Annotated in this window: 17 protein-coding genes and 2 pseudogenes; 5 read left to right on the plus strand and 14 right to left on the minus strand. The window is 71.5% G+C overall.

What is annotated here, in order from left to right; all coding sequences use genetic code 11:
* Positions 1-286: 286 nt before the first annotated feature.
* The 3 genes from betT to HUV60_RS03220 all read right to left on the minus strand — a co-directional run bounded on the left by betT (position 287) and on the right by HUV60_RS03220 (position 5,773).
* Complete coding sequence (gene betT / locus HUV60_RS03210) at positions 287-2,410, minus strand: choline BCCT transporter BetT (RefSeq protein WP_269441109.1); 2,124 nt, start codon at positions 2,408-2,410, stop codon at positions 287-289.
* A 234-nt stretch (positions 2,411-2,644) separates the two neighbouring features.
* Positions 2,645-4,213, minus strand: coding sequence for a GMC family oxidoreductase (locus tag HUV60_RS03215; RefSeq protein WP_257852402.1), 1,569 nt, complete (start codon positions 4,211-4,213; stop codon positions 2,645-2,647).
* 93 nt (positions 4,214-4,306) lie between these two features.
* Complete coding sequence (locus tag HUV60_RS03220; RefSeq protein ID WP_257852401.1) at positions 4,307-5,773, minus strand: aldehyde dehydrogenase family protein; 1,467 nt, start codon at positions 5,771-5,773, stop codon at positions 4,307-4,309.
* Between the two features lie 367 nt (positions 5,774-6,140).
* Here HUV60_RS03220 and HUV60_RS03225 point away from each other — a divergent pair, with 367 nt between their 5' ends.
* Together HUV60_RS03225 and HUV60_RS03230 are read left to right on the plus strand one after the other, a co-directional pair.
* Entirely contained in the window at positions 6,141-6,869 is a 729-nt protein-coding gene (locus HUV60_RS03225) for a TNT domain-containing protein (protein ID WP_257852400.1), read from the plus strand.
* 13 nt (positions 6,870-6,882) lie between these two features.
* Positions 6,883-7,158 (plus strand): hypothetical protein, encoded by a 276-nt coding sequence (locus HUV60_RS03230; protein ID WP_257852399.1) that lies wholly within the window; start codon positions 6,883-6,885, stop codon positions 7,156-7,158.
* A 793-nt stretch (positions 7,159-7,951) separates the two neighbouring features.
* On the opposite strand, the gene HUV60_RS03235 is transcribed toward HUV60_RS03230, so the two are convergent.
* Together HUV60_RS03235 and brxD are read right to left on the minus strand one after the other, a co-directional pair.
* Entirely contained in the window at positions 7,952-10,159 is a 2,208-nt protein-coding gene (locus HUV60_RS03235; RefSeq protein ID WP_257852398.1) for a DEAD/DEAH box helicase, read from the minus strand.
* Positions 10,159-11,508, minus strand: coding sequence for a BREX system ATP-binding protein BrxD (gene brxD / locus HUV60_RS03240; RefSeq protein ID WP_257852396.1), 1,350 nt, complete (start codon positions 11,506-11,508; stop codon positions 10,159-10,161). The genes HUV60_RS03235 and brxD overlap by 1 nt, the downstream gene beginning before the upstream one ends.
* 240 nt (positions 11,509-11,748) lie before the next feature.
* Here brxD and HUV60_RS33525 point away from each other — a divergent pair.
* A pseudogene (locus HUV60_RS33525) lies at positions 11,749-12,030 on the plus strand (GmrSD restriction endonuclease domain-containing protein); the annotation flags it as partial.
* Positions 12,031-12,115: 85 nt separating this feature from the next.
* Here the strand turns inward: HUV60_RS33525 and pglZ are convergent.
* The 4 genes from pglZ to HUV60_RS03265 all read right to left on the minus strand — a co-directional run bounded on the left by pglZ (position 12,116) and on the right by HUV60_RS03265 (position 21,859).
* Positions 12,116-15,046, minus strand: a complete 2,931-nt coding sequence (gene pglZ, locus HUV60_RS03250) for a BREX-2 system phosphatase PglZ (protein WP_257852394.1) — start codon at positions 15,044-15,046, stop codon at positions 12,116-12,118.
* Positions 15,043-18,936, minus strand: a complete 3,894-nt coding sequence (gene pglY / locus HUV60_RS03255; RefSeq protein ID WP_042176278.1) for a BREX-2 system ATPase PglY — start codon at positions 18,934-18,936, stop codon at positions 15,043-15,045. Before pglY ends, pglZ begins: the two co-directional genes overlap by 4 nt.
* 380 nt (positions 18,937-19,316) lie before the next feature.
* The gene (locus HUV60_RS03260; RefSeq protein WP_257852390.1) at positions 19,317-21,452 is read right to left on the minus strand and encodes a tetratricopeptide repeat protein; all 2,136 of its coding nucleotides are present in this window, start codon (positions 21,450-21,452) and stop codon (positions 19,317-19,319) included.
* On the minus strand, positions 21,449-21,859 hold the full coding sequence (locus tag HUV60_RS03265) for a hypothetical protein (protein ID WP_042176274.1): 411 nt from the start codon (positions 21,857-21,859) through the stop codon (positions 21,449-21,451). The genes HUV60_RS03260 and HUV60_RS03265 overlap by 4 nt, the downstream gene beginning before the upstream one ends.
* Positions 21,860-22,086: 227 nt before the next feature.
* Between HUV60_RS03265 and HUV60_RS03270 the strand changes: the two genes are divergently transcribed.
* On the plus strand, positions 22,087-22,356 hold the full coding sequence (locus tag HUV60_RS03270; RefSeq protein ID WP_257852389.1) for a hypothetical protein: 270 nt from the start codon (positions 22,087-22,089) through the stop codon (positions 22,354-22,356).
* On the plus strand, positions 22,349-22,981 hold the full coding sequence (locus tag HUV60_RS03275; protein WP_062192675.1) for a DUF6879 family protein: 633 nt from the start codon (positions 22,349-22,351) through the stop codon (positions 22,979-22,981). The genes HUV60_RS03270 and HUV60_RS03275 overlap by 8 nt, the downstream gene beginning before the upstream one ends.
* Positions 22,982-22,987: 6 nt before the next feature.
* Here the strand turns inward: HUV60_RS03275 and HUV60_RS03280 are convergent, their stop codons facing one another.
* The 5 genes and pseudogenes from HUV60_RS03280 to HUV60_RS03300 form a co-directional block, all read right to left on the minus strand.
* On the minus strand, positions 22,988-23,134 hold the full coding sequence (locus HUV60_RS03280; RefSeq protein WP_257853219.1) for a hypothetical protein: 147 nt from the start codon (positions 23,132-23,134) through the stop codon (positions 22,988-22,990).
* A gap of 132 nt (positions 23,135-23,266) precedes the next feature.
* Positions 23,267-23,823: pseudogene (locus HUV60_RS03285) on the minus strand (hypothetical protein); the annotation flags it as partial.
* Positions 23,727-23,969 (minus strand): DUF397 domain-containing protein, encoded by a 243-nt coding sequence (locus tag HUV60_RS03290; protein WP_257852388.1) that lies wholly within the window; start codon positions 23,967-23,969, stop codon positions 23,727-23,729. The gene HUV60_RS03290 and the pseudogene HUV60_RS03285, both read right to left, overlap by 97 nt.
* A gap of 12 nt (positions 23,970-23,981) precedes the next feature.
* Positions 23,982-24,836, minus strand: a complete 855-nt coding sequence (locus HUV60_RS03295) for a helix-turn-helix domain-containing protein (protein WP_257852387.1) — start codon at positions 24,834-24,836, stop codon at positions 23,982-23,984.
* 7 nt (positions 24,837-24,843) lie between these two features.
* Positions 24,844-25,338, minus strand: a complete 495-nt coding sequence (locus HUV60_RS03300) for a DUF6879 family protein (RefSeq protein ID WP_257852386.1) — start codon at positions 25,336-25,338, stop codon at positions 24,844-24,846.
* Positions 25,339-25,362 lie beyond the last annotated feature (24 nt).

Raw genomic sequence — 25,362 nt, forward strand, 5'->3', positions numbered from 1 at the left:
AGGGAACCCAGTCGTCCGCCGCCGCTCCTCGACGCCGACACCGTAGTCGCCGTCGCCGTCGCCGTCGCCGTCGCCGTCGCCGGGTGAACGTCACGCCGGCGTCGGCGCCGGACGGTCGACCGCTGAGCGCGCGCCCGGGGTTGCCGCGCTCGACGGACAGGCGGTTGTTCGCCGGGCCGGTCCGTTCCGGCCGGACGACGCCGGGCAGGGCGGCGGCGCCGACCTGTGATCCGGCCGCCCGGTAGCGGGCGGCCGGATCACGCAAGGACGCCGCCCGGGGACGGGTCTACTCCGGCAGGTGTGCCTCCGGCGCGTCCGGACGGTGGTCGGGGAAAGCCGACCCGGCCGCCGCCTCGTGGTGCAGCCGCAGGAACTCCAGGTACCGCTCGTACTGGTCGAGGCTGTCGGCGATGAGCTGTTCCTTGGTGTAGCCCATCACGTCGTACCCCTGGTTGCCCTCGGCGAGTTGGACCTCGAAGCGTACATAGGTGTCGTGGGTGCTGACCGACTTGGTGGCGAACGTGGGCGTCGGCAACTCCACGGGCCAGATCTGGTAGACGAATTCGTCGCTCGGGCCGCTCGGCACCTTGAGGCCGACGTGCGTAAGGCCGTTGCCCTCGTCGACCCCTTCCAGGAGTTCCGCTTCCGCCCCTTGTTCCCGCAGTTCCTGGACGACCTCCTGGAAGGCGGGGCGGCCCACCTCGTCGACGAACCTGGTGGCCGCCCGCCGGCCGGGGAACGCCATCACCCGCGCCAGCCGGTGCCGCCAGTTGCGTGCCCCCGGCGGGCCCTGCAGCGTGGTACGCCCGGAGAGCGACGCCGGCAGCGTGGTGGTCAGCGCCTCCGCCCGCATCCGTTCGGTGCGCAGCGCCAGATAGAGGCCCGCCATGATCAGGAACATGACGAAGGAGAAGGGCAGCCCCATGATGATGGTGGCGTCGGTGAGCGCCTGCACACCGCCCACGAGGAGCATGGCGAGGGTCAGCAGCCCTGTCGTCACCGCCCAGAAGATGCGCAGCCACGGGGCCGCGTCGGTCACCGGGGTGGGAAGATCCGCGCTGAGGTTGCCCATGACCAGGGCCCCGGAGTCGGCGGAGGTGACGTACAGCAGCAGCCCGACGAACGTGGCGAGTCCGGCGCTGAACAGGGCGCCCGGGTACTGGTCCAGCAGTCCGTAGAAGCCCTGCTCGGGGGCGTTCATGGCCGTTTCGCCGAACTCGGTGTTCCCGTCGCGCACCAGGAACAGGGCGCTGTTGCCGAAGACAGCCAGGAAGAGGCCGGTGAAGAGGAACGGGATGATCAGCGTCGCCGCGACGAACTGGCGCAGGGTGCGGCCCCGGGAGATGCGGGCCAGGAACAGCCCGACGAACGGCGCCCAGGCGATCCACCAGGCCCAGAAGAAGAGCGTCCACGCGTCCAGCCACTCGGTGGGCTGGTCGTAGGCGAAGGTGTTCAGGGTCATCGAGGGGAAGCGGCTGACGTAGTCCCCGACGTTCTGGACGAGGGAGTTGAGCAGCCGGAACGGTTCGCCCACGACCAGGATGAAGAGCATCAGCAGGACGGCCAGCAGGACGTTGAGCTGCGACAGCCGGCGGATACCCTTGTCCACACCGGCCACCGCGGACACCGTGGCCATCACCACCGCCACGGCGATCAGGCCGATCTGCGCGGGAAGCCCCTCCGGTACGTCGAAGAGGACCTTCAGTCCGTAGTTCAGCTGCACCACGCCGATGCCGAGCGACACGGAGATGCCGAACACGGTGCCGAGGATGGCAGCCAGGTCGACGGCGTCACCGATCCGTCCGTGGATCCGGCGGCCGATGATCGGATAGAGCGCGGAGCGGATCGCGAGCGGCAGCCGGTACCGGAAGGCGAAGTAGCCGAGCGCCATACCCATCAGCGCGTACATGGCCCAGCCGGTGATGCCGTAGTGGAACAGGGTCCACACCACCGCCTGCCGGGCGGCCTCGACCGTCTCCGGATCGCCCTCCGGTGGCACGAGGTAGTGGCTGACGGGTCCGGCGACCGAGAAGAACATCAGGTCGATGCCGATGCCCGCCGCGAACAGCATCGCCGCCCATGCGAAGAGGCCGTAGTCGGGCTTGTAGTGCTTGGGCCCCAGCTTGGCCGTGCCGTACTTGGAGACGCCGATGAAGACGACGAACGCCAGGTACAGGGTCGCGGCGAGGAAGTAGTACCAGCCGAACCACGAGGAGATCTTGTCGACCGCCACTCCGATGACCGATTCCGCACCGGAGGGCGTGATGATCGCCCAGATCGAGATCGCGAGGATCAGCACGGCCGATCCGTAGAAGACCACGGGTTTGAGCGTGCCCGTGCCCGTCGGCCCGGATTCCTCCGCAGGTTCCTCCGGTGCTGTTCCGATGCCCTTGTCTCCTGCAGTCGACACGGCCGTTTTCCTCCTTGGTCGGGGGTCAGGACGTCGGCTCGCGGCGGCCGGCGGTTACTGCCACGGCGCGCTCGGAGCGCGGGAGACCTCTCGTCGGTGTCCGGACTCGCTGTGGTGTGGGTGGTGAGACAGTCTCCTGGTGATGTCCTGTCGCCGTCCGGCACCGGCGGGACGGGGGCGCCTCGATCGTCGGTTCCGGGGCGCGTTCCCGGGGTGCGGACGGCTGTGGACGGGTCACCGCCCCGCTCCCCCGGCGGGCCCGGAGCGGCCGGTGAGCAGGTCGGCGGCGCGTTCGGCGGCGAGCAGGACGGTCACCATCGGGTTGATGGTGGGCATCGTCGGAAACACCGACGCGTCGACGATGCGCACGCCCTCGACGCCGCGCAGCCTCAACTCGGGGTCGCAGACGGCCACCGGATCGTCCGCGGCACCCATGCGGCAGGTGCCCGCCGGGTGGTAGACGGTGTGCGCCGCGCGGCGCCCGTACTCCGACAGGCCGGCGTCGGAGGTGACGTCCGGGCCGGGCGCGACCTCGCGGACGAGCCAGCTGCTCAGGGGGTCGGTCGCCGCGATCTCGCGGGCGATCTTGAGCCCCTCCACGATGGTGCGTTCGTCGTGACCCTCGGGGTCGGTGAAGTACCGGAAGTCCAGGGCGGGATGTTCGGTCGGGTCGGCGCTGCGCAGCCACATCCGGCCGGTGGAGCGGGCACGTGGCACGTTCGGCGTCATGCACACCCCGTGTTCCGGAACGGGGTAGCCCAGCCGTTCGGTGTTGACGGTGAACGGCACCTGGTAGAAGTGGAACATCAGGTCCGGGCGCGGCTGGCCGGCCTCCCTGCGCAGGAACAGGCCGGCGTCGGAGTCCATCGCGGAGTTGGGCGGCAGCGGGCCGTCGGTCTCCCAGACGATCACGGACTCGGGGTGGTCCAGCAGGTTCTCCCCCACGCCGGGCAGGTCGGCCCGCACGTTGATGCCCAGGCGGCGCAGGTCGTCGGCCGGGCCGATGCCGGACAGCATCAGCAGCCGCGGGGTGTCGACGGCGCCGGCGCACAGCAGGAGTTCTCGTTCGGCGCGCACGGTGGCGGGCTCGCCGTCGGCGCCGCGGACGGCGACGCGGGTCGGCCTCCCCGACTCGTCGTCGAGCAGCCGGTGGGCCCAGGTCTCCAGGAGGAGGGTGAGGTTGGGACGGTCCAGGACGGGGTGGAGGTAGGCGACGGAGGCGGAGGAGCGCAGGTTGCCCTCCGGCTCGTAGGCCAGGGAGAAGAAGCCGGTGCCGTCGGCGAAGGGCTCGGCGTTGAAGTCGTCGACGACGGGGACTCCGGTGGCCCGGGAGGCGGCGGTGACGAAGTCCTTGGCGATGGGGTTGCGGTCGGCCTCGGCCACCGGGACGATCTTGGTGAGCAGCCGGTCGCGGTAGGGAAGGATCGTCGCCGGGTCCCAGCCGGTGCAGCCGTGGGCCACCCAGTCGTCGAGGTCCTGCGGCAGGGGCAGGAAGCTGATCAGCGTGTTGTGGGAGGAGCAGCCTCCCAGGACGCGGGCACGTGAGTGCAGGATGTGGGAGTTGCCGCGCGGCTGCTCGACGGTGGTGTAGCCGTAGTCGAACTCCGAGCCGAGCAGGTTGATCCAGTTGCGCAGGCGCAGGATGCGGTCGTCTCCGACGTCGCTGGGGCCGCCCTCGATGACGCAGACGCGGCAGTCGGGGTCCTCGCTCAGGCGGGCGGCGAGCACACAGCCTGCGGTGCCGCCGCCGACGATGACGTAGTCGTAGGCGGACTCGGCGCCGTGCGGGGTGATGGGGGCCATGGGATGCCTTTCCTCGGCAGCCGTCGGGACGGGCGGACAGGGGGAGAGGGGCGGCGGGCGGCGGGCGGCGGGCGGACAGTGCGCTGCACCCGGTCAGCCCTTGAACCAGCCGGAGGGTGCGGGGGCCAGGTTCTGGTAGATGTGCTTGGCCTCCTGGTATTCGCGCAACCCGGTGGGGCCCAGCTCGCGCCCGACGCCGGAGCGGCCGAAACCGCCCCACTCGGCCTGCGGCACGTAGGGGTGGAAGTCGTTGATCCACACGGTGCCGTGCCGCAGCCGCTGGGCGACGCGCTGGGCACGGCTCGCGTCGGAGGTCCACAGACCACCGGCCAGGCCGTAGCGGGTGTCGTTGGCGAGTTCCACCGCCTCGTCCTCGGTGCGGAAGCGCTCGACGGTGACGACCGGTCCGAAGACCTCCTCCTGGACGATGCTCATGGACCGGTCGCAGTCGGCGAAGACGGTCGGCAGGAGGAAGAAGCCGTGGCTCAGCGCCGGGTCGTCGGGGCGGGTGCCGCCGGTGACGAGCCGTGCGCCCTCCTCCCTGGCGGCGGCGATGTGGCGTTCGACCTTCTCCCGGTGCTCGGCGGAGCTGAGGGGGCCGCTCTCGGTGCCCTCCTCCATGCCGTTGCCGAGGCGGATCGCCCGGGCGCGCTGGGCGAGGGCGTCCACGAACCGGTCGTGCAGGGAGTCCTGGACCAGCAGCCGTGAGCCGGCGGAGCAGACCTGCCCGGAGTGCAGGAAGGCGGCGTCCAGCGCGTAGTCCACGGCGGCGGCGAAGTCGGCGTCCTCGAAGACGATGTTGGGGTTCTTGCCGCCCAGTTCCAGGGCGATGTTCTTCGGCCCGCGGGCGGCGGCGGCCATGATGGCGCGTCCGGTGGCCAGACCACCGGTGAAGGACACCAGGTCGACCTCGGGGTGATCCGTCAGGGCGGCGCCGACGGTCGCCCCCGAGCCGAGCACCAGGTTGGCGACGCCGGGAGGTGCGCCGGCCTCCTCGATCAGCCGGATCATGGCGATCGTGGTGAGCGGTGTGGTCTCGCTGGGTTTGAGGACGAAGGTGTTGCCGGCGGCCAGCGCCGGCGCCACCTTCCACGAGGCCTGCAGCAGCGGATAGTTCCAGGGCGCGATGAGCGCGCACACCCCGACCGGCTGGTAGACGACGCGGCTGAGGACGTCCGGGCCGACGTCCACGACCCGGCCGCCGTCCTTGCCCGCGAGTTCGGCGAAGTAGCGGAAGGCGTTCGCCACGTCCTCCACGTCGATGCGGGCCTCGGTGAGCGTCTTGCCGGTGTCGAGGGTCTCGGTGCGGGCGATCTCGTCCCTGTCGCGCAGCAGCAGGTCGTGGACGCGCAGCAGGAGGTCGGCGCGGTGGCGGGTGGGGGCGTTCGCCCACTCCTCCTCGTCGAAGGCACGCCGGGCGGCGCGCACCGCGCGGTCCACGTCGGTGGCGTCCGCCTCGTCGACGGTGGTGACGACGGAGGCGTCGTACGGGTTGACCACCTCCCGCTGCCCGCCGGCCGCGGCCCGGGTCCACTCGCCGTCGATGTACAGCTCGCCCACCGCGGGCCTCCTTCGCATCCGGCCGGTGCCGACCGGTGTGCCGGTCGGCGACACGGCCCATCGTGCGGTCGGCAGCCGCAGTGCGCACCTCCACGCTCGCGACCGGGTGGTTCGGGTGGTTTTTCTCCGCCTCTCCGTGTCTCCGGTCACGAGAACGCGTGTCCTTGCCGCCACACGATCGTTGATCTTCACGCCGAAACGGCCGTGACGGCCACCTCCTGACGGTGGAAGCCGGGCCGTGGCCGACGCCGGATGGCGTCGGCCACGGTGTGCGCCACCGTCGCTGTTCACCTTCCCCAGCGCGCCCCGGCAGGTGGCCTCGTACGAGCCGGGGCGCCCCGACGAAGAACACCGGAGTACGAGAGACGTGAAGAACCGCTCACACGCCGCCCTGTCCGCGCTGTCCCTGGCCTTCGCAGCCGCACTGCCCCCGGCGACCGCGACCGCGTCCACCCCCGCACCTCCCACGCCCCCGGCGGCCGAGGAATACCACCGGACGGAGCAAGCAGCACCGCGTCCGGTGTCGCGTCCGGCCCCGTGCACCGGCGCGTACCGGGGTGATGCCCGGCTGGGTCCGAAGACCCTGCCCCGCCCCTGGGAGGCTCCGGTGGGACCGCTGCTGAAGGACTACCGGCGCACCGGTGACCTCTCCCCCGGCGCGTTCCTGGCCAAGTACTGGAAGGACGAGGATCCTGAGGGCCCGGCGGGATGGAAGTACCCGCCCAACGACGGGTTCGCCGAGGTCAACGGGGAGGTCGACAAGCACGTGGAGGTCCTGGAGCCGGGTGAGGACCTGGACCGCTTCGGTTCCGAGTACGGTTCCTACCTGGCCCCCGCCGGCGACCCCTACGCCCAGCGGGCGCTGCCGCCGCAGAACCTCAACACCCGTGAGCCGGCCCACCCGTGCGACTACCACCGCTACACCGTCACGCAGCCCTTCGCCGTCTGGCAGGGCGGAATCACCCCCTGGTTCGAACAGCCCGGTGGCGGGCAGCAGATCAAGCTCGACCCCGCTCTGCTCACCCCGGGCGACGGCGAGCGTCTGAACGTCAAATGGCTCCTGGACAACGGCTACCTCGCTCACGCCGCGGGCTGACCCCGGCCTGCCGGTGAACCGCGGCACGCTGCGCACCGTCCTGCGCGCCCTGGGCGTGCGGGACGGCCACTACTACATCGAGGGCGTGCACGAGCCCTCTCCTCTGCCGACCGACTTCCTCTACCTGCGCCGCTCCCGCACGGCCCCGGACACGTGGGAGACCGGCGCCTACGAACGAGGCACCTGGGAGACCGTCACCCGGCACACGCGGGAGGAATCGGCCTGCACGCACCTCCTGCGCCTGCTGACCGGATCCGGAAACCCGCCCTCGGACGGAAGCATCCCGTAGGGCGCCACCCCCCCCCGGCCCTGCCCCTGTAGCGGTGTCCCCTCTTCTCCGAGCACGGACCGAGGGAATCGACGAACCGCGAGCGGCCGCTTCTGGATCCGCGTCTCCCCGCTGCCTCCCCGCCCCGCTTGTGACACCCCGGTGTCCGGAACTGTGACCCCTGTCGCACGCACAGGGGTCACGCTTTGATGAGATGACCGACTCTGCTGCTCGATTGCGGAGAGTGACGCCGGCCCGTCGACGGGGCGCAGGGAACGGGCCTCGCGAGGAAGCGGTCCGGCCCCGGCCGGCCCCTCTCGGACGCGGTGCGTGCCCCTCCCCCGAATTGAGCAGCAGAGTCGGCGATCCTGTCCAAAACGGACCTCGCGGACTCCATTGCGGACATCGCGAACGATCTGCGCCAGCAGCATCCGGGCGTCGACATCGTGTCCGTCTCGCCGATCCTGTATCTCCCGCCCCTCGGACACCAACGCACTGGCCATCGGTGGCGGCGCCTCTAAGCGGAATGTGATCCGCTACACCTACACCTACACCTACACCTACACCTACACCTACACCACGGGACACCGTCTCCTTCGGGGAGAGGGGTGCGGGCAGGGAAGGGAGATGGCCCACTCCCTCTCCGCCAGACCGGGTGGTCGGTGGCGGAAGATCCCGCGACGGCCGTCCGGACCTTGCGGGTGTCTTTCTCCGCTGCGGGCACAGGCATGGTCGGGCTCCGGGCGTGGTCGGGCGTGTGAACGGTCCCGCCGGGGTCTGCTTCACGCCCCGCGGGACACCGGGCTCTCGGTTCTCAGGCGGAACCGCTCAAACCGACGAGCCGTACGGGCTGCGACAACACCGCGCGGGCGCTCTGGAAGTCGGCCAGCCGGGCCGCCACCGTGGCGACGGCGAGGCGTTCGGGGAGGGCGGCGGAGAACTTCAGTCCGCGTACGGCGCGGGGGTCGACGTCGGGCAGGACGAGGTTCGCACCGACGTTCTCCCGGGCCGCGTGCCAGTCGGCCGGGGTGAGGTCCTCGCGCAGGCGCAGCCAGCAGTCGGTGGGGCGTTGCAGGGGGTCGGCGACCGACTGCAGCGTGGCCGCGAGGGTGGCGTTGGCGCGGTAGCCGGCCCAGGTCCACCAGCGGACGTCGCTGCCGACGCGGGTCACCAGTGTGGTGTGGGGGTGCACGGTGTCGGGTGCGTCGGTCTCGCGCTGTTCGGCGAGGTACGCCTCGGCGCGTCGGGTGAGGACGACGGGTGGGTCCGTGCCCAGCAGTACCTCTCGCATGGCGCGGGTGAGGGCGTAGGAAAGTCCGGCGATGCCGCCGCTCATCCACTTGGCGACGCCGCCGCCGTCGGCGGGCTCGACGAAGACGCGTTTGCGCAGCCAGTCGATGTACGTGACCTGCCAGCTCCGTCCGCCGAGCAGCAGGCGCCGTGGGCCGGGGCGTTCCTCGGTGAGGACGCTCGGGTCGGTTCGGCCGATCTCGGTGCGTCCGGACAGGACGGTGAACTGCGGTGGCGCGGTGAAGGACGCGGTGAGTTCGATGAAGTGGCGTCTGCCGAAGCGGCGTTCCGCCTCCGGGCCGACGAACAGGAGGCCGCCGTCGGTGTCGAGGAAGCCCTCTTCGGTGAGGTGGCGCAGGATGGGCTCCGCCGACCGGTCGAAGGGGGTGAGACCGTTCCATTCCCGGTCCCACAACTGATCGCCCAGCTTGTGCTGTTGCAGGGTGACGGCGAGGAGCTGCTGGGCCACGAGGTGACGCGGCTCGGGTGGTGGGAGGACGGGTTCCACCCACCCCCGCGACCACAGCAGCAGCAAGCCCGCCGCCTGCAGCAGTGAGTCCTTGCGGGTGGTGAGGAACAGGCAGTTGCGTACCGTGTCCGCACGTCGGCCGGTGCGGCCGAGGCGCTGCAGGAACGAGGCGACGGAGGCGGGTGAGTCGATCTGGATGACGCGGTCCAGGTCGCCGACGTCGATGCCGAGTTCGAGGGTGGATGTGGAGACGATGACGCAGTCGCGGGCTTCTGCGAACGCCTGCTCGGAGCGGTTGCGTTCGTCGATGGAGAGGGAGGCGTGGGAGAGGAACACGGTCACCTCACGGGCCCGCAGAGCCGCGCCCAGCTGTTCGACCTGTGCCCGCGAGTCGCAGAAGACGAGGCGTTTCTCGCCCCGGTGCAGCGCCGCGATGAGTTTCGCGACGTTGTCCAGGGACCCCACGTAGTCCAGTTCCACGTCACCCGCCGGCCTGGAAGTCTGCTCCGCGGCGGTCGGGTCGCCGTCGCCTGCCCCGTCGGACGCCGGGAACCGAACCCCTGGGGCCACGACCTGCCCGGCACGGGTCCCCGCGCCCGCGCCCTGCAGCCAGCGCAGCAGGTGCTCGGGGTTGCCGACGGTCGCCGAGAGCCCGACACGCTGGATAGGGCGGCCGGTGACCCGCTCCAGCCGTTCGAGCACGGCCAGCAGGTGCCAGCCCCGGTCGTCGCCCGCGAAGGCGTGCACCTCGTCGACGACGACGGCCCGTACGCCGCCCAGCAGCCGCGCGTGGTCGGTCTTGACACCGATCAGCATCGCCTCGAGCGACTCGGGCGTGGTCAGCAGGACGTCCGGCGCCTCGGTGCGGATGCGCTGCCGCTGCGACTCCTTGGTGTCGCCGTGCCAGAGGGCGGCGCGTCGTCCCAGCCACTGGGCGTAGGTGTCGACGCGGACGACCAGGTTGTTGAGGAGTGCCTTCAGAGGGCACAGGTACAGCACCGAGGTGCCGGTCCACCGGTGTTCGGCCATCGCCGACAGCAGCGGGAAGCAGGCCGCCTCGGTCTTGCCGCCGGCCGTCGGGGCCAGCAGGACGGCGTCCTCGCCGTCCATGAGCGGGGTGACCGCCGCCCGCTGCAGGGGGCGCAGATCGGGCCAGCCGAGGGTGTTGACGATATGGTGCAGGACGACGGGGTCGAGCCGGTCGAGCACGTCGGCCTCTCCCCCGGCCGGCTCCGCCCCGGCCGGGCCGTCCGCGTCCGCCATCACAGCTCCAGGTCGATGGCGTCGGCGGACGCGGGTCCGCCGACGACCGTGGCGGCCAGGTTCCTTTCCACATCGGTGAGTTCGCTGCTCGCGACCGTCAGCCTGTAGTGCTGCCGGGGGTCGAAGTCGTCGAACTGGTCCACGCGGTCGAGCACGTCCCCGACGAGCTTCTTCAGGAACAGCCGGGGCGCCACGCCGACCTTTCCGCCCAACGCTCCGCCGACGGCCCGCGCGAGGTCGGCGACGTAGGCGTCGTCGACGACCGCCCGCACGCGCTCGGGCGATGTGGCGGCGTCCGCGTACAGGTCCCGGATGGTGGCGCCGAGGCCGACCAGGGACTCCTGGGTGAAGCCGGGCAGCCGGATCTGCACCGCGCGGGGGTTGTCGAAGCGCGGGTCGGTGGTGAAGTCGGTGGCGAGCCGCTGGGCGAGCGGTGCCAGGCGCTGGACGCCCTGCTGGCCGTCGTAGAAGGCGGGTGTGCCGGTGATGACGAGGTACAGGCCGGGGAAGCGGCCGGAGTGCACCTCGTCGATGAGCTGCCGCAGCGCGTTGAGCGCCTTGTCTCGTGCGTCGGAGCGGACCCGCTGGAGCGTCTCCACCTCGTCGAGGACGACGAAGAGCCCGGTGTGCCCGGAGTCGCGCAGCACGGTGAGCAGGCCCTGCAGGAAGCCGAGGGCGCCGAAGTGGTCGAGGTCGCCGCGCACCCCGACGGCCCGACGGGCGGAGGCGGCGACGTGCGGCTGGCCGCCGAGCCATGCCAGTACGGCCGCGGCGGTCGCCTCGTCGCCGTCGGCGAGGGCGGCCCGGTAGCCGCGCAGGGCGGTGGCGAAGGACGGGGCGTGCCGGGAGACTTCGGCGAGCCGCGCGACGAGCAGCTTCTCCACCTCGCCGGGCAGATCGTCCTCGGTCGCTCCGGCCGCGAGGACGTCCTCCTCCAGGGCGTAGAACCAGGCGTCCACGACCGGGCGCAGGGCGCTGGGCGGGAAGCTGGAGGTGGTGAGGCGCTCGGTGAGCCGCCGGTAGACGGTCTCCAGTTTGTGCAGCGGCGTCTCGTTCTCGGAGACCTGGATCTCGGCCACGGCGAAGGTGCGGCGCTTGGCCCGCTCCCCCAGCCAGCGCGTGAAGAACGTCTTGCCGGACCCGTACTCACCGCGCACGGCCTTGAACACGGACCCGCCGGACGCGACGGCGTCCAGTTCCGCGTCGAGGGCTGCCTCGAACCGGTCGAGCCCGGTGGCGAGCAGGTCGAGCCCGCTCTCGGGCACGGCCCCGCGGCGCAGGGCGTCGACGACGGTACGGCGGCGGGCCGCGCTGACCTGGGCGTGGCGCTTGGATCCGGTGGTGCTCACGGGGGCCAGTGTTCCATCTCCCCGTGGTTCAGCGCCTCGGCGAAGGGTCACGGGGTCCAGTTGGTCATCCGGGTCGCAACGCCCGACGTTGCGCGCCGCGTCGTGGTGCACCTGTCCCGTCTGTCGGCCGGGCACCGGCGGCGCGGTGATCCCGTTTCTCTGCGAACCGGCTTGACCGTCACGACAGAGCACTGCTGGAATCACTCTCCGTACAGGCAACAAGGCGGGAAGTGGAGTCACATGGCGGCGCTCGACAACGTGAAGCTCAAGGACGTCCTGGCGGACGTCGCCTCGGGTTCCTTACAACTGCCCGACTTCCAGCGGAACTGGAAGTGGGACGACGACCGGATCCGGGCGATCATCGCGACGGTCACGCTGGACTACCCGCTCGGCGTCGTGATGACGCTGCAGACCGGCGGCGCCACCCGGTTCCGCTCCCGGACCCTCACCGGTGCCCGGCCGGACGGTGACCCGGAGGCCGACCTCCTGCTGCTGGACGGGCAGCAGCGCCTCACCTCGGTTTCCGCTGTGCGAGATCACCGTCTGACGACGGGCGCACTCGGGGTGCCTCCGGGCACAAGCTCCGGAGGCACCCCGAGTCGTGTCCTCAGCCCGCTCCGAGGGCGAACTGCTCGCGCAGCAAAGCCTCGTGGAGCCGCAGGGTGCGGCCGTCCGGCAGGGTCTCCAGGACCTGCACGCCGTCGTAGTTGAGGAGTTGCCGCAGGACGGCGGCGAAGCCGTCGCCCCGGGTGACGGGCATGCCGACGCGCTGGGCGAGCGCGGTCACGGGCAGGGTGCCGCCCGCGTCCAGCAGGGCGGCGAGCGCCTGGTGGACCTGTTCCTGCTGCGGCTTGCGGGCCAGGCCGCCGAGCTGCGCCCGGTACGTCTCCGAGTCGAGCAGTGCCGTCACCAGCGTCTCGGTGCGGGAGACGACGGTCGGGGTGAGCAGGGCGTCGTCTCCCCCGGCGGTCAGCGCCACGTCGAAGAGCGCCTCGTGCATCCGGGCGACTTCCGCCTGCTCCTTCTGGGCCTTGCCCGTCGGCTTCTTGGGAGCGGGAGGCGTTGCGGTCACCGGCCGAGCCGCGTGCTCGTCCGGCAGCGGTGTCTTCCCGGTGTCCTCCGCAGCCCACCAGGCGGGCCGCTGGTCGCCCAGTTCCCGCCACCCCTTGGGCGGCTCCGCACCGAACGGCAGGAAGGCCAGCACCGGGATGGTGACCTCGGCGAGCGACACCCCTCCGTGGTAGCCGGCCTTGAGGGCGGTGTAGCGGGAGTCGGCGTCCCACAGGGCGACGACGGACGCGCCGGGCTCGGGCCAGACCACGCGCGGCCCGGACAGGGCGATCTCGTGTTCGGCGAGCGGGCCGCCGCCGGGCAGGCGGTGGCGGGCGGACGCGGGGTCGGCGGCGGTGTCGACCTTCGTGCCGTGCCGGTCGACGACGTGGCCGTGGTCGCTGGTGACGAGGACCGCCATGCCCTGGGTGGCCGCCACCCGCAGCAGGTCGCGCAGGCCGGGCACGTCGTCGGTCCGCCAGGCGCCGTCGCCGAGTTTCTGCTCCTTGGCGAGCCGGTCGTCGAGGGCGTTGAGGACGACGGCGACGTGGGTCCTGCCGTCGGCCAGCGCCTCCGTGAGCGCCGGGCCGAAGGTCTCGCCCGCGGTCTCGGTGCGCAGGTCGTCCTTGTGGAACACGGCGGCCCGGGCTCCGCCCCACAGCTTCAGTGCGGGGAAGAGCCGCTTCTCGTCGGCCTGGGTGCCCTTCATCAGCGTGCCCGCGAAGAGTGAGGTGCGGGACACGGCCGTCACGGTGGGCAGGGCGGCGGCCATCGCCCGGCGGTGCGGGGCACTGCCTTCGGGCAGCGGGTCGAACTCGGCCCAGGAGCGGCGCAGTTCCTCCCCGAGTTCGTTCGCGATGGCCGCGCTCATGCCGTCGAGCACGAGCAGCAGCACCCGCCGTTCCTCCCCGCGCCGCACGGCCGGGCCGACCACGCGGTCGAGGAAGGTCTCGACGGTGAGCATGGAGCCGGGCTGGGTGCCGGCCTGGGTCCAGGAGGCCAGGGAGCGGGCGAAGGACGCGTCGATCTGCCGGCGCCGGTCCCGGACGCGGGTGCCGAGGACGTCGTAGGCGGCCTTGAGGGCGGGGTCCGGGTCGCCGCCGGCCTCGATGTGTTCCAGGGCGAGGTCTGCCCAGCCGGTCTCGGCGATGTGCCGCTGTACGGCGTCGGCGACGGTGGGTGCGTCGGCGGGCGGGTCGGTGGCCAGCCAGCGGGCGAGGCGCTGGCCCATGCGGGCGCGTTCGACACGGGCGGACTCTTCCGGCTCGGCGGCGAGCCGGTGGTCCTCCAGGCGGCGGACGGCGTCCGTCACGGCGGCCGTGTCGCCCGCCGCGAGGGCCCGGCCGACGGCGGTGAACCGGGCCTCGAGTCCGCCGCGCAGGACGGGGCTCGCCGCCACGGCCTGCTCCGCGCCGAACCGGCGGGCCAGCGCGGACGCCCGGTCGAGCACGGTGCCGGTGGTGCGGCGCGCCTCCCGGGCCTGGTCGGCGTCGGTGCCGCCGGTGCGGTGTCCGGCCGCCGGCAGCGTGGTCACGTACTCCTCGGCGGCCCGCCCGAAGACGGTCACCAGGACGTCGAACTGGTCGCCGACCACCGGGGGCTGGTCGCCGAAGTAGCGTTCGGCCCGACCACGGGCCCGGTAGGTCTCGGGGGCGGGCTCGGCATGCTGCCACAGCGCCGCGCACACCAGGCCGAAGGCGGCGGCGTCCGCGCCGCGTTCGGCGTCGACGAGGGCGAGCAGGGCACGGCCGGCGAGACCTGCCTGGTCCTCCTCGCCGAGGAAGGCGGCCAGTCCGGAGCGTTCGGGGCCGCGCAGGGCGAGGAGCCGTTCGGGGGCGCCGGGCCGGGTCGACCAGTGCAGCAGGGCCTGGGCGTCGAGCCGGTCGTCGCCGGGGCGGCGCGTGCCGTCCTCGGTGTCGTAGCGGCCCAGGCGCAGGCGGCGCTGGGCGAGCGCGGTGAGGGCGTACTGGCGGGACAGCCAGCCGCCGGGGACGGGCGGCCAGCCGCCCGTGGTGGGCGGAGTGGCGTCGAGGAGTGCCTCGGAGGCCCAGTTGACGTCCTTGAGCCGGGGGTCTATCTGCCGGGCGCCGAACGCCTCACGGACGACGTCCCAGCTGTCGACCGTGTCGATGCGCAGCTTGTGGACGCGGGCGAGGATCGCCGGGTCGAGTTCGTGCTGCTCCCGGTCGGTGAGGACGACCAGGACCGCGGGGCCGGGACGGCGGCCCGCAAGGTGGTCGAGGACGAGTTCGTGGACGGCGAGCGGCGACGGCGCCACCGAGACACCGGCCGTACGGCCCTCGCCCCAGACGGGTTGGGCGGGGCCGTCCCACTGGGGCGCGGACCGCAGCAGCACGACCCGGCGCCTGCCCTCGACGTCCCCCGTCAGTGAGGCGGCGAGGGAGGACTGCGAGGACAGGTACTGGGTGACGGTCGCGGTGTTCAGCCGGACCGCGCCCGGGACGGCGGCGACGGCGGTATCCGTCATTCGACGACCTGCCAGGTGATCTCGATGGTCGCGTTCGGGTGGCGAGCAGCCAGTTCGGACAGCTCCGCCTGGAGGTCGGCGGCGGCCCGTACCACGGTCGTACGGCGGCCTCCGGACTTCCGCGCCGTGCCGCTGCCGCTGCCGCTCGCCGCGGAGGGCGTCTCCTGCGGCTGGGTGTAGGAGATGCGCGGGTCGCTGGTCGACGTGTCCAGGGACAGGTCACCGGCCGTCGGCTGCGGCGCGACGGGTACGGGCGTCGGGGTGGCGGCGGCCTGGCTGCGCTTGATCAGGGCGACGACCTCGCGCTGGGTGCGGGCGAGCGTGTCGCGCAGGTCGGCGGTGCGCTGGTCGTCGCGGGCCACGTGGCGCAGCGAGTCGAGCAGTGCCTCGCCCTCGGGGCCGAGCCCGGCGGCGAGTTCCAGGGTGCTCCAGGGGGCGGAGGCGACGGCCTCCGCGACCGCGCGGGCCTTCTTGACGGAGGTGCCGTACCGGTCGGCGCTGGTCTCGCCCAGGTCGAAGGAGGCGAGGGCCTCCACGGTCTTCTTCGCCCCGGCCGCGCCCTTGCCGGCCTCCGCCGTGAGGGCGTCCAGCAGTTGCAGGGAGCGGCGGGCGAGGGCGAGCCGTCCGGTGCCGGCGGTCTGGTCGAGGCCGAGGAAGGAGGCGTGGGCCTCCAGCTGGTGCACCAGGTCGGCCGCGTGGTCCCGGTGGGTGCGGGCGGCCTCGATGATCTGGCGGGCGAACTGGTTGACCATCCGGCCGCGCCGCAGCGCGGGCGGCTTCGCCCCGAAGACCGTCTCGAAGCGCTGGCGTGCGGTGTCCCAGTCGGATTCGGCGGGCAGCGGCTGGCTGCGCAGCGCGTCGTGGTCCTTGATCGCGGACAGTTCGGGCGCGGGGTCGAGGACGGTGCCGCCGCGCACCCACACCCGGTCGTCCGTCTCGGCGAAGGCGGCGACGACGAGCCGGGCGAGGAAGTCGGGCAGGCCGCGCGGGTCGGGCCGGTCGGTCCAGTCGGTGAGCGTGATCAGGGACAGGTCCCCGGTGACGCCCTGGGAGCGGGCGAGTTGCCGGAAGTGGTCGGGCCAGTACCGGGACAGCTCGAAGTACGCCTCCTTCTGCTGCCCGAGGCGCAGCGGTCCGGCGATGCGCTGCATGAGCCTGCGGTCGGCGGCCGGGACCTCCACCCGCCCGTCGCGTGCCTCGGCGGCGGCCCGGACGTGGGTGAACACCTTCTTGGTGTCGGCGGACCTGACGGCGGTGCCGGTGGCGTCGGGGTCGAGGTCGGGGTGGGCCGGGTACTGGTGGACGAGCAGCTTCCCCGCGACGTGCCGGATGCCGTCGCGCAGGCTCTGCCCGAAGGACAGGGTGAGCCCGTCGACGTCGGGCAGTGCGACGAGGTGGTCGTCGAAGTCGGGCACGACGTCGGCGGCCTGCTTCTGGGCGAGTCCGTACGCCTGCTTGAAGGCACCCTTGACCTGCTTGAGCAGAGCCTCGCGCTGGGTTTCCAGGAGGCCCTTGGCGCGGCTGCGGTTGTCGGCGTTGAGGTGGCCGGCGTACTGGGTGTCGAAGCGGTGCTCGTCGGCGAGGGCCTTGTCGATGACGACGAGGCGCCGGAAGTCCTGGAAGCGCTGCGCGGACAGGTGCGCGGGCAGCCAGGCGACGGTGCGGGACCGCTCGCCCTGCTGGCGCTCGCGCAGGCGCTGGACGCGGTTGACGTCCTCGACCGGTCCCCACTCGCCCTCGTCGAAGGGGAGGTCTATGGCGATCCGCCAGCGTCCCTCCTCCTGCGGCATCAGGTCGTGGTCGGGCAGCTCGTCCTCGTCGGCGACGTTCCCGAAGACGATCTCGGCGGTGCGGGCGGTGCCGCGCCAGGTGAAGTGGAGCTGGTCGCTCAACTGGCCGTGTTCGACGCCCAGTTCCTCGGACAGCAGGCGGCGGGCGAGCGCGACGCGGTTGCCGGGGTTGTCGTTGACCTGGGCGTTGGCGATGACGGAGTCCACGTCGACGCCGGAGAGTTCGAGGCGGACGCCGGGGTTGGCGTCGGTGCCGGTCTCCTTGATCTCGGGGAACCTGGCGGCCCATTCGGCGACCTTGTTCTTGATGATGCCGACCTCGGCGCCCGGGATGGGGGCGAGGACCGACCCGTGGTTGAGCGCGCCGAGCCGCCGGATGGTCAGTTCGGACAGTGCGGGCACGCTGGGCGCGAGCGCGGACAGCAGCAGGGTGCACACGAGCCGGTTGTCGCCGGTGAACATCCGGCAGCCGCCCAGCCGCTTCGGGTCGGTGAGGGACTCGGGCCGGTTGCGGTACTGCTCGACGTCGTCCTCGGTGATGTCGTACGAGCTGAGCAGGTAGGGCCGCAGTTTGGTCCTGTAGAGCTTGTCGGCGGCCTCGAAGACGACCTTGAGGCTGTCGGTGAAGGGCTTGTCGCCGCCGGCCGCGATCACCGGGTAGAGGTCGCCGACCGGGATGAGCTGCCCGAGCCGGAGCTCGCCCCGGTGGTCGGCGAGCAGCTGTCCCATCAGTTTCAGACCGGTGCGGGAACGCTGCAGCGCGGACGAGATGTGGACCAGGGTGTCCATGAACGCCGGTGAGAACGGGTATGTCAGCCGGAACGACTCCGCGTCCGCGCCGGTGGTGCCCTTCTCCGAGCCGAGGAGGGTGTCCCAGACCTGGGTGCCGACCCGCTTGGTCTGCTCGAAGGCCGCGTCGACGAGCCGTTCCGCCTCGGCGTCCTTCGGCTTGAGGAGGCGCGCGTGGGCGATCTGCGGGAGGTTGCGGTCCTCCAGGGTGATCTTGTCGAACCGGCCGGAGGCCAGGTTCAGGGTGTCCTGGATGGAGGCTTCCGCCGCGCCGGACACCTCTTCGCCGACGAGTTCCCGCAGGTCGCGCTGGCGGGCGATGAACGACACGACGGGGATGGCGCGCCGGGCGTCGCCGCCCTCCACGAAGTTCGTGATCTTACTGGCCTCGCGGGCCACGAACTTCTGCTCGTGGATGAGGGTCGCGAGCCAGAGGATCAGCTCGTCCAGGAACAGGACCAGACCGTCGTAGCCGAGCGACTGGGCGTGCTCGGCGATGACGGACAGACCGGCGTCCAGGGAGACGAAGCCGTGCTCGTTCTCGGTGGCGTTCCTGGCGAAGCCGGGAAAGAGGTTCGTGCTCGCGTCGTTGACCAGTTTGGCGCGCAGTTCGGCCGGGGTGGAGGGGTTGCGGAGGTCGAGCGGGGTGCCGCCCTCGTGGTTCTCCTCGGCGGCGAGGGCGGTGTCGAGGAGCTGCGCGGTCCAGGCGAAGCCCTCACCCCACTCGTCCGTCTCGTCGTCGTCCGCGTCACCGCCGCCCAGGCCGCGGACGACCGCCTCGTCACCGTAGGTGGCACGGTTGGCGCGGATGTCGGCGAAGAGGGAGTCGGTCCGGTACACCTGCGGGGTCGGCGCCTCCGGGTGCAGCTTCCTGACGTGCGTGACGTACCCGCCGAGCACCCGCTGTTCGAGGGCCTTCGCGCCGAGCATGTGGTACGGCACGAGCAGGAACCGCTTGCCGTCCGTGGTCAGCCACTCGTGCTTGGTCAGCACCGGGTCGAACTCGGTACGGACACGGGCGGACGCGTCGCCGCTGAGCAGCGCGTACAGCACGGCCATGAAGTGCGACTTGCCGGAACCGAACGAGCCGTGCAGGTAGGCGGCCTTGGACCGGTGCCCGTCGAGGGACGATTTGATGAGCGCCAGCGCCTCGTCGAAGTTCTCCAGCAGCCGCTCGGTGACGACGTAGTCCTTGAGGGCGTTGCGGGCGCCCTCGGGTGTCGTCGCCTCGGCGAGGGACAGGACGAAGTCCGAGGTGGAGATGGACTCCTTGATGTCGATGACATCGCGAAGGAGGGGCGGCTGGGCCATCGCGGGTCTCGCTCTCCCTGGGGGTGGTCGGTGCTGCTGCTCGTACGGGGTGTCGTGCGGGGGCCGCCGCCGAGGCCCGGGCCGGTCCGAGGAGTGGGGCAGGGCTCAGGGGTACGGATGGCCGGTGCGGCGGGCCGGCCGTCCCGGCCGGTGGCGGGGACGGATCCGGTCGCGCGGCGACCGGACGGGAACGGCGCCCACGGCGTCGGCCGGGTCAGGTCGGGCGGGTTTGCGACGTCTGCACTCTTCGCCCCCCTCGTGCTGATCGTCACCCGTACGGCCTGCGCACAGCACCCTACATCGGTCCCCCCATCGGCCCCGTGCCGTATACCCGCGCGCACCGCCCGTCCGCGCCGGCCGCTGCGGTCCCGCCGTGAGCGCTACGGCCGCCCTCGCCCCGACCGGTAGGCGTCCAGGAGGTGCCGGCTCGCGACGGTGAAGGGGTGGTCGGGGCCCAGGCCGCGTTCCCTCCGCTCGACGACGTCGGTCATCAGCGCGATCCCCTCGTCCATGTGTCCGAGCGCGGTCCGGGTCCGGGAGAGGAGTTGCCGGGCGGCGAGCACGATCGGGTACTCGGGCCCGAAGCGCCGCTCGTACGCCTCGGCGACCTGCCGGATCCCACGGTCGGCCTCGTCGAGGCGGCCCAGGAGGTACAGCGCCCACGCGTGGTTGTGCCGGGCGCCCAGGGTCACGGTGTGGTCGGGGCCGAGGACGCGCTCGCACTCCGACGGCAGCGTGAGCAGGGCACCGCCTTCCTCCGCGACCACGTCGGCGGCGGGCAGCATCTCCAGCAGGCCGGCGCGGGCCCGCAGCGTCAGCGGGTGCGCGGGGCCCAGCGCCGAGCGCCGCCCGGCGACGGTGTCGCGGAGCAGCGCGACGGATTCCTCGCGTCTGCCGAGGTTCGCCAGGACGAGCTGGAGGCCGTAGCCGCTGTCCGTGGTGTCGGGGTCGTCGGCGCCGAAGAGGCGCTCCTGGGTGTCCCTGACCGCGCGCAGTGCCGCTTCGGCCTCGGTGTACCTGCCCAGCCGGAACAGTGCCCGTCCTGCCCTGGAGCGGGTGGCGAGGACCGTGCGGTGGTCCGCGCCGAGGAGTCGCTGCCCGAGGTCCGCCGCGTTTCGGGCGGTCTCCCAGGCGGAGAGGTAGTCACCGGTGCGGTGCAGGGCGGTGGACAGCCGCGTCGCGACGGCCAGGGCGTCGGCGGCGGCCGGTCCGCCGACGCGCCCCAGCAGGGCCAGCGCGTGCGGTACCAGCAGGCGCATGCGCGGATCGTGGGGACCGGCGTCGGGTACGCCGGGCACGGCCGCGTCGAGCAGGCGGACGGCCGTCGTGTCGAGGGCGGGCACCAGGTCCGCGGGGGTCGCCGCCGAGACGCTGTCGAGCAGGATGCCGTGGCTCTGTACGCAGCGCGCGCCGGCGGCGTCGACCCGTTCCGACAGTGACTGGTCGAGGAGGGCTCTGAGCGCCGTCTCGGTTCGGGCACGGGGCAGTACGGCGCCGATGCCGGCGTGGTTGAACAGGGTCAGGGGCAGCGGCTCGGCGGCGAACCGGGCCAGCAGCCGGAGCAGGGCCGCCGCTTCGGGCAGCCCCCGCGCCTCGAACGCGTCGAGGGTCAGCTGCCAGGTCAGGCCGACCAGGTGCCGGGGATCCGCTGCGGACAGCGCGTCGGCTCCCCGGTCGATCAGCTGGACCCGTTCGTCCCCGTCGAGCTGGTCCCCGTAGGCGTCCAGTGTCCAGGGGTCGATGACCTGGTGGGAGAGGAAGCCGCCCGCCAGGGTGAGGGCGAGGGGCAGCCGCCCGAGCCGGTCGGCGACCCGCGCCGCCTGCTCCGTGGTGCCGCTGTGCGGGGCGAGATCGCGCAGTACGAGCGCGGCGTCCTCCCGGGGCAGTACGCCGATGTACTGCAGCTCGGCGCCCGGCCACCACCGGGCCGCCGCTCGCCGGGTGGTCACCAGGACGGTGCCGCGCGGGCTGGTGCGCAGCCAGTCGCCGTCCCGCAGGATCTCCGGCTCGTCGGTGTTGTCCAGGACCAGCAACCAGGGTTCGGCGGAACGGTCGAGATACGTCCAGGCGAGATCGGCGGCGGGCCTGAGGCCGTTGCGTGCGGCCAGCAGTTCGGCGTCCTCCGCTCCTCGGTCGGCCGCGACGGCGAGCATGCCGGCGCGCAGGCTCGCGCGGTCTGAGGCGTTGACCCACAGGCCCACCCGGTCCTGTTCTGCGGTGACCTCCTGGAAGAGGGCGCAGGCGACCGCCGTCTTGCCCGAGCCGCCCATGCCGTACAGCACGTAGACCTGGCCGCCGCGCTCCGTCTCGACGCTCGCCCGCAGGCGCTCCATCACCTCGCCGCGGTCGCGGAGCGCGACGGGGGGCCGGCCGACCGCCGGGCGTCGCACCGAGTCCGGTCCGCCGCGCTCCGGCCCGTCACCGCCGTAGTGGTGGTGCTCGCTGATGTGCTGGTCGCCCGACGACTGGTAGACGCGCCCCTGGTCCTCGGCGTGGCCGTCCGTCCCACCCGTCATCGCTCGGCGATGTGCTGGTCTCGTCCCGCCTGGTAGACCCGGGCCTGACCGGACGCGGTGGCGTGCTGGGTGATCTGCCGCGCGGCCGAGCCACCGGGGTCGAGCTGGTCCAGCAGTGCGCGCAGTTCCTCAATGGCGGCGGGCCGGGCGACGAGCAGCCGTCGCACCGTCCCCTGCCACTGGAGGCGCAGTTCGTCCAGGGTCTCCCGGTCGTCCGCGGCCACGGCGGCCAGCGCGTCCTCGCGGCCGGCCTCCCACTCGGCGGTGACGGTCTCGGCGCGCTCGGGTTGCGTCCGGCGCCAGAGCCGTGTGATCCCGTCACGCGCGTGGCGCCAGGCATCGGTCGCCATCAGCGCGACCAGAGTGGTCCCCGCGCTCTGTGCGAGCAAGGCCACTTCTGCTTCCACAGCCGCCCCTCCATTCACCCGATTATCCGATAACACATAGGGAAAACGCCACCTGCCGGGCGTTGGTATGACTTTCTTTCCGATCAATATCATTCCACCTCCGAACGACAGGGAACAAGGAGGAATCAATCCTCGCCATTACCCCGCCGCCAGGCTCTGACATATGGCCAGGCAGGCCAGTTGCACGCTACAGTGAAGCATCCTGACCGATCCAGGGGGCGAGGGAAATGACCAGGCCATGGGAAGCGGATCCGGACACGAGTTTCAAACAGCGTTTAGGGAGGACTCCCCAGGACCTCGGAAACACCACCGGAACTCCTGACTGCCCGGACATCTGGGAGCTCGCCAACGGCGACATCGCCGTCATCGGCCGGGACCTCACCCAGTCACTCGGCAGGAACCTGCCCGACGGGGTCTCGATCGGGTCGGACGAACGCCTCGTGGTCATCCCCAGGAACATGCTCATCGCGGCGAAGCCGGACATCCCCAGTGTTTGACTCCTTCCCCAGAGGCACCTCCGAACGCCTGGACCGCCCCACGTACCACGCCGACTTGGGCCGGGTCTACACCGACGGGATCGACTTCCTCAACAAGCTCGAGCGCGGCCAGCACTTCAAGGAGCGCGGCTTCCCGAGCTGGGAGGCCTTCGCCGACGGCGACTGGGAGAGGGCGCTGTCGCTGGCCGACGAGAGGCGCGAGGACTACGCCCGGGAAATCCGGCGGGCGTCGGAACTGGGCGTCACGCACCGTCGCCTCCGGGTGGTGGAATTTCCTGTCACGCCGTATGTGCAATGGGAGTTGTCCGTCCTGCGTGTGCGCGTGGACGCGGGTGACGCGATCAGAGTCATCGACGCTCGCGATATTTCCGGCATCGAGCGAAATCACCCGGTCCCGGAAGTCGTGATCCTCGGCGATGTGGTCATGTACGAGGTCGTGTACGACGAGGACGGAAATGCGGCCGGCGCCCACCGCTACACCGACCGCTCACTGATCCGGGAGACGAACACCGGGTTCGATGCGCTGTATGAGCGTGGTGAGGAATTCCACGATTTCTTCGACCGGGAGATCGCTCCCCTGGCCCCACCGCGGGGGGTCGGTGCTTCGACGGGTTGTCGCGGGTAACGGTGATCAGCGGGACGGGGTGACGAGCAAGCCCACAGGCCGACAGATCCCCGCCTTGGCCATCGGACGGTAGGTCGCGAGAGTGAGCCCGCCGGACACGACGGCCCCGATGACGGGGATGGCTTTGGAGACGCCCTTGACTCCGTTGCTCAATTCGGGGGATGGTCACGCACCGCAGCCGAGAGGGGCCGGCCGGGGCCGGACCGTTTCCTCGCGAGGTCCGTTCCCTGCGCCCCGTCGACGGGCCGGCGTCACTCTCCGCAATGGAGCAACAGAGTCGCCCTTGGCGAAGGACTGCGTCGTCATCTTGACACCGAGGTACTTCGCGACCTTCTTCACCATCGGGTAGACGACCCCATGGGTGAGTGCCTTCTTGGGCAGTTCCTTGGTGACCTGCTCCGCGATCATCCCCGCGACTTTCCCACAGCGGCGTTCGCCGACGGGGTGCCGAACATCACGCCGAAGAACAGTGTGAGCACCGCCTTGGTCGCGTCGTCGACGTCATCGCCCTCGCCGGAGAACAGCTCGGGCCAGCTGTAGAGGTAGGCGAGCTTCTGGGCGATGCGCAGCATGTGGCCGACGTACTGGGCCGTGTCGGCGGGCACCGTGGTGGGAAGGGCGAGGATGCCGGGTATCCCGGCGGCGGCCGAGAGAGCGCTGACCGTGGTGGTTTCGTAGCGGATGGATTCGTTGGCGACCTTGTCGAGGACCTCGACGGTGATGCCCGCGGCAGCGGGAGTCTCCTCTATCGCTCGTCGGATCTCGTCCTCGGAGCAGTGGCGAGCCGGCGCACTCCGGAGGTACGCCTCCCTGCGGATACGCACACGACGAAGATCGTCCAAGTGTCCCGCAGGACGGTCACGGTTCCCCGGCTGCGTGCCTTCGTGTCCCGGACCATCATCTTGTTCGGATCGCTGTCGGCCAGTTCAACGCAGTTCTGTGTCTCGGTGTAGGAGCTGGTTCGCCAGTTCGGGGTCACGGGCTGCATGGGGCCGCTCTCCTAGTCCGTAGGCATCTGGTCGAAGTGCTGCATCGCTGTGGAGATGAGGCCGCGGACGGCGGTGCCGTAGACCGCTGACTGTTTCAGGAGAGCGAACGCCTTGGTGTACAGCTCGATTTCTCGGGGCTGGGTGACGGAGAGCTCGGCCGAGTAGGTCTCGACGAGGACGAGTCGGCTGTCGAACATCGAGAACGCGTTGCCCGGCCAGATGCAGGTGGGGGCGGACTTGGGGACGATGCCCAGGCTGAGGCGGGAAAGTCCCATCACGGCCAGGAGACGGTCGAGTTGCCCCTTCATCACTTCCGAACCACCGAAGTTGGTGTACAGGGCCTGTTCGCCGAGGAGGACGTTGAAGATGCGGTCGCCCCTGTACAGGTACTGCTGGCGCTCAAGTCGCTTGGCCACGGCCGCTTCGGCGTCATCGGGAATCTCGTAGTAGCTGACGCCCTGTCGGAGGACTTCGGCAGCGTACTCAGAGGTCTGGAGGGTTCCCCAGATGAGCGTGGGGTGCCAGATGCGGAAGACCTTGGTCCTGGCGTACACCGGGATCGCCTGGCGCTGTCGTTTCTCGACGCCGGTCTGGAGTTGCCTTCGCCATTCGAGCCACAGCTCGTCGACATGACGGACGATCGCGACCAGGTCACCCAACTGCTCGCCCCGGCCGGTCGTCTCGCACCAGACGCGCATGTCGTCCTCGCTGGGACGCTGCTTGCCGTTCTCGATGCGGGAGACCTTCGACTCCTGCCACGAGGTGGCACGGGCGAATGCCCGGCCGCTGGTGAATCCGGCGTCCTTGCGGAAGCCACGCAGCCGGGCACCGAGCGCCTGCAGTGCCTCTTCCACCTGCTTGCTCACGGGTCGGTCAGGGCTTGTACTCGGGATGGGGAATGGCGTCTGCCCACAGCAGGTCCCGCAGGCGCACGCACTCGGCCACGGTGTCGGGGTCCTCGACGATCTCCGACCCGGGCACTCTGCCGTCCGAGTCGAAGTGTCCGACTGCGAGGAGGCGGTTGTCGTACAGCCACCAGTCGTTTCCCTGCACGGGAAATGTGACGCCCTCGGGCAGGTGGTGTCGGGGCAGCCAGCGGATCTTCTCGCCGGCCTCCTCGTTGAGGCCGGTGGTGGCGTGCTCCCACCGGATGTAGGGGGTGTGGGGCTCGGTGACCACGCGGACGCGTCGGACTGTCTTCCCTTCCCCGGTGACGCGCCTGATGAGTTGCGTCCACGGTTCCATGTAGGAGTAGTCGACGCGCTCGCCGCGGAGCCAGCTCGTGAAGGGACTGCCCTCGTCGGGGACGGAGTAGTCGTCCCTCAGCTCCAGATGGAATGCGTCCTGTGCGAAGACTCCGTTGCCCAATTCGCCGCGGCGGCGATGCGCAGT

The sequence above is a fragment of the Streptomyces sp. KMM 9044 genome, assembly GCF_024701375.2.
GTDB lineage: Bacteria > Actinomycetota > Actinomycetes > Streptomycetales > Streptomycetaceae > Streptomyces.